This window comes from Actinophytocola sp., from assembly GCF_035712165.1.
Taxonomy (GTDB): domain Bacteria; phylum Actinomycetota; class Actinomycetes; order Mycobacteriales; family Pseudonocardiaceae; genus DASYTH01.
The window spans coordinates 1-3,807 of record NZ_DASTBH010000172.1 but is presented as its reverse complement, the minus strand read 5'-3'; the positions used below and the strand labels follow the sequence as shown (position 1 = coordinate 3,807).

4 protein-coding genes and 1 pseudogene are annotated in these 3,807 nt (G+C 72.4%); 3 read left to right on the top strand and 2 right to left on the bottom strand.

Features of this window, described 5'->3' with window-relative positions:
- The coding region (proB, locus tag VFO68_RS09680; protein WP_325157860.1) for a glutamate 5-kinase at nt 1-907 on the top strand (907 nt) is incomplete at its 5' end.
- Nucleotides 907-1,749, top strand: a complete 843-nt coding sequence (locus tag VFO68_RS09675; protein ID WP_325157859.1) for a DUF4262 domain-containing protein — start codon at nt 907-909, stop codon at nt 1,747-1,749. The genes proB and VFO68_RS09675, both read left to right, overlap by 1 nt.
- Here the strand turns inward: VFO68_RS09675 and VFO68_RS09670 are convergent.
- A complete protein-coding gene (locus VFO68_RS09670; protein WP_325157858.1) occupies nt 1,746-2,723 on the bottom strand; it encodes a helix-turn-helix transcriptional regulator in 978 nt (325 codons plus the stop codon). The two genes, VFO68_RS09675 and VFO68_RS09670, sit on opposite strands and share 4 nt — an antisense overlap.
- A 93-nt stretch (nt 2,724-2,816) precedes the next feature.
- Here VFO68_RS09670 and VFO68_RS09665 point away from each other — a divergent pair, with 93 nt between their 5' ends.
- On the top strand, nt 2,817-3,212 hold the full coding sequence (locus tag VFO68_RS09665; RefSeq protein WP_325157861.1) for a RidA family protein: 396 nt from the start codon (nt 2,817-2,819) through the stop codon (nt 3,210-3,212).
- 21 nt (nt 3,213-3,233) lie between these two features.
- Here VFO68_RS09665 and VFO68_RS09660 read toward each other — a convergent pair.
- A pseudogene (locus tag VFO68_RS09660) lies at nt 3,234-3,807 on the bottom strand (recombinase RecQ); the annotation flags it as partial.

Here is a 3,807-nt window from a genome sequence, read left to right as displayed (position 1 = left end):
GCTGCCTCGGCGCCCCCGCGACCTGGCCACCCAGCAGGCCGCCGCCAGCGTCGGGCAACTCGCCCTCGGCCACGCCTACGTGGCCTCGTTCGCGCGGTACTCGCTCACCGTGGGGCAGGTGCTGCTCACCTCCGACGACATGGTGCGCCGCGCGCACTACCGCAATGCCCAGCGGACCTTCAACCGGTTGCTCAGCATCGGCGTGGTGCCGGTGGTCAACGAGAACGACACCGTGGCCACCGAGGAGATCCGGTTCGGTGACAACGACCGGTTGGCGGCCCTGGTCGCACACCTGACCGGAGCCGACGCGCTGGTGCTGTTGTCCGATGTGGACGGACTGTACGACGGGGACCCACGGCTCGGCGACGCCCGGCTGATCGGCGAGGTGCGCGGCGACGGCGACGTCGAGGGAGTGCGGGCCGGGCTGGGCTCGTCGGGGCTGGGCACCGGCGGGATGGTCTCGAAGCTGGCGGCTGCCCGGCTGGCCTCGGCCGCCGGCATCCCGGTGCTGCTCGCGGCGGCGGCCGCCGCGCCGCTGGCGCTGACCACCGCCGAGGTGGGCACCGCGTTCGCGGCGGGCGGGCGGCGCCTGTCGGCCCGCCGCTTCTGGCTCGGCTACGCCGCCGACGCGGCCGGCACCCTGCACCTCGACGACGGCGCCGTGGCCGCCGTGGTGCATCGCCGCCGGTCCCTGCTCGCCGCCGGCATCACCGCCGTGACCGGCGACTTCGAAGCCGGCGACGTCGTCGACCTCGCCGACCCCACCGGCAAACCGGTGGCCAGGGGGGTGGTGGCCTTCGACGCCACCGAACTGCTCACCCTGATCGGCCGCTCCAGCCACGACCTTCCCGCCGAACAACGCCGCGAGGTGGTCCACGCCGACGATCTCGTCGCGCTGCACCGCTGATGTCCTGCTCGTGCCTGATCTGCGCGGCCGAGCCGCCGGACGGGGACGCCTCGACCGTGGCCACCGTCACCGAGCACGGCTGGACCGCGTTGTGGGTGCCAGGCCCGGTCGCCTTCGCCTACACGGTCGGTCTGTGGCACACGTTCGGCCGGCCCGAGGTGGCCATGTTCGGCCTGGACGGTCCGGACATGCAGGGCTGGCTCAACGCCTGCGTGCACCGGGGCCGCGACGAGGGCTGGCCCGAGGACGGTGTCGAGTTCACCGGGGTGATCGACGGGTTCGCCACCCGGTTGCGACGGGTTGACCCGTCGTGGAACGACGCGCTGTTCGGCACCGCGTACCGGTTCTATCGGGGCTGGTTTCCACCGGTGGACCAACTCGTCTGGCCGGACCGCGACGGTCGCTGGCCGTGGGACGAGCGCGCGACGGTGACCTGCCGCCGGCGTCAGCCCCGGGCGTGGCGGCCGGTGCTGGAGCAACCGCCCGGCGGCTGGCGGCTGGTCGGCGAGTTGGGCGAGGACTTCCCGTTTCCGCCCGGCCCGGACGGCTGGGCGCTCACCACCCGCGCGATCCTGGCCGGCCGCCGCCCACCGGTTCGGGTCGTGCACGCCGAGACCTGCTTCGATGTGCTCGACGATCGTGGCTACGGTGCCGACGATCTCTGCCTGGCCTTTCTCGGTGAGGTCGTCACCGGTCATCCGGACCTCGCCGGCTGCGGCGACCTGCCGGACGGTCAGGAGGCGGTGTGGACCGAGGCCGGATGGACCAGCGCGCCGCTGGCGAAGCGGACCCGGAAGATCAGCCGGCGCCTCTGGCAGACAGTGGAAGAGCCCTTGTACTAGGACCGGGCCGGGTCGTAGCGGGCGGCTATCGCGGCGGCCCGGTCGCGCAGGGCGGAGCGCAACCACTGTGGAGTCAGGGCTTCGGCGTCGGTGGCGAGTTGCCACAGTGCCCATTCGGCATGGCGGGCATCCTGGAAGGTCAGCTCCAGCCGCAGCCAGCCGTCCGCGTCGGGTTCCTCGGCCTGAACGGCCAGCGCGGTGCCCACCAGCTCCTCCCGGCGCGCCGGGTTCACCCGCAGCCGCACGGTGATCTGGTCGCCGCCGGTCCGAAACAGCGTGCCGCGTTGCTGCCAGGCCCGGTCCAGATCGACGCGGTCGGGTCGCTGCGCGGGTTCGTCGAGCTCCTCGGCGGCCAACACCCGCGCCAGGCGGTAGGTGCGGTCCGCGCCGGACCTCGTGGCCAGCAGGTAGCCCTGGTCGCGCACGGTGACCAGGCCAATGGGGTCCACCGTGCGCCACCGTGGTTTCTGGCCCGTGGCCGCGTAGTGGATGCGCAGCTTGTGTCCGGCGAACACGGCTCGCCGGATCTCGGTCGCCACGGTGTCGGGGAGCTCCTCGGCGACCGCGCGGCGCGAGAGGAGGTCGGTCGCCGGGTCGATGAGTAATCGCTGCGCCGCGCCGGCCGCGGTGTTCCGATAGTCCACGGGCAGCGCGTCGACCACCTTGAGCACGGCCGAGGCGAGCGCCGAACCGAGGCCGAACACCTGCGCGCCCCGCCGCGATCCGGCCACCAGCAGGGCGAGTGCCTCGTCGTGGTTCAGTCCGGTGAGCTCGGTCCGGAAACCGGGCAGCAAAGCGAAACCGCCGTGCCGGCCGCGTTCGGCGTAGACCGGGACGCCGGCCGCGGACAGCGCCTCGATGTCGCGCAGCACGGTGCGGGTGGACACCTCCAGTTCGCGGGCCAGCGTCGCCGCGGACAGCCGGCCGCGCTGGCGCAGCAGCAGCACCAGGGAGACCAACCGGTTGGCACGCATACGAAAACCCTACTGAAATACATGACACAGGATGTCGTGATTCGTTGGGAGGCTGTGCGCACAACGACAAACTCGATTGGAGCTGATGTGGCTGTGCAGCGAACGGCGGTCAACCCGTGGACGTGGTCGGTGGAGTTGGGCTACAACCAGGGAGAGATCGTCTCCGGGCACGCCCGGACCCTGTACTGCGCCGGGCAGACCGCGATGAGCGGCGACGGCAAGCCCGAGCATGCCGGTGACCTGGCAGCGCAGTTGGCGCTGAGCCTCGACAACCTGGAGGCCGTCCTCGCCGAGGCCGGCATGTCCCTGGGGAACCTCGTTCGGCTCAACGTCTACACCACCGACGTCGATCTGCTGTTCCAGCACTACGGCGTGCTGGCGTCGCGGTTGGGCGCCGCCGGGGTGGCTCCCGCCGCCACGCTGCTCGGCGTGTCCCGCCTGGCGATCCCCGACCTGATGGTCGAGCTTGAGGCCACCGCCGTCGGCTGAGCGCCGTACGGTCCCTGGGCTCTAGGCGGCGACGGCGAGGGCGAACGGGAGCACGGCCGGGGCGCCGGCGTCGCGGAGCAGCTTGGCCGCCAGGGTCATCGTCCAGCCGGTGTCGACCTGGTCGTCGACGAGCAGCACCGGTCCGCCCGCTCCGGGAAGCCGGGCGGCGAGGTCCGGCTCGACCCGCAGCGACTGCCACAGTTGGGCGAGCCGTTGAGCGCTGTTCATCCGGCTGGCGTCGGTGGAACCGGCCAGAATCCGGCCCAGGTAAGGAATCCTGCCGACCGTGGCGATCCGTTCGGCCAGGCTGGCCACCAGTAGTGGCCGGCGGATCGAGCCCATCGCGACGATGCCCACCGGCCGGGCCGCCCATTTCCAGCCGGCCAGCACGGCGACGCACGCGTCGAACAGGTCGTCCGGCACCGGACCGTCCACAGTGGAGGAGAACAGCTCGCGTAACCGGTTGCCCCAGCCGATGTCGGTGAGCCTGCCGACCGCCCACCCCGGTTCGGCGGACTCCTGCGCGCTCACCTTGCCGGACAGCGGAACCCCGAGCGCCGCCATGCCGCTGGGCCACATCCGGCGCGGCGCCAAC

Coding starts and splice junctions, on each gene's coding strand:
- VFO68_RS09675 (WP_325157859.1), top strand. CDS start 907: ATGTCCTGCTCGTGCCTGATCTGCGCGGCCGAGCCGCCGGACGGGGAC.
- VFO68_RS09670 (WP_325157858.1), bottom strand. CDS start 2,723: ATGCGTGCCAACCGGTTGGTCTCCCTGGTGCTGCTGCTGCGCCAGCGC.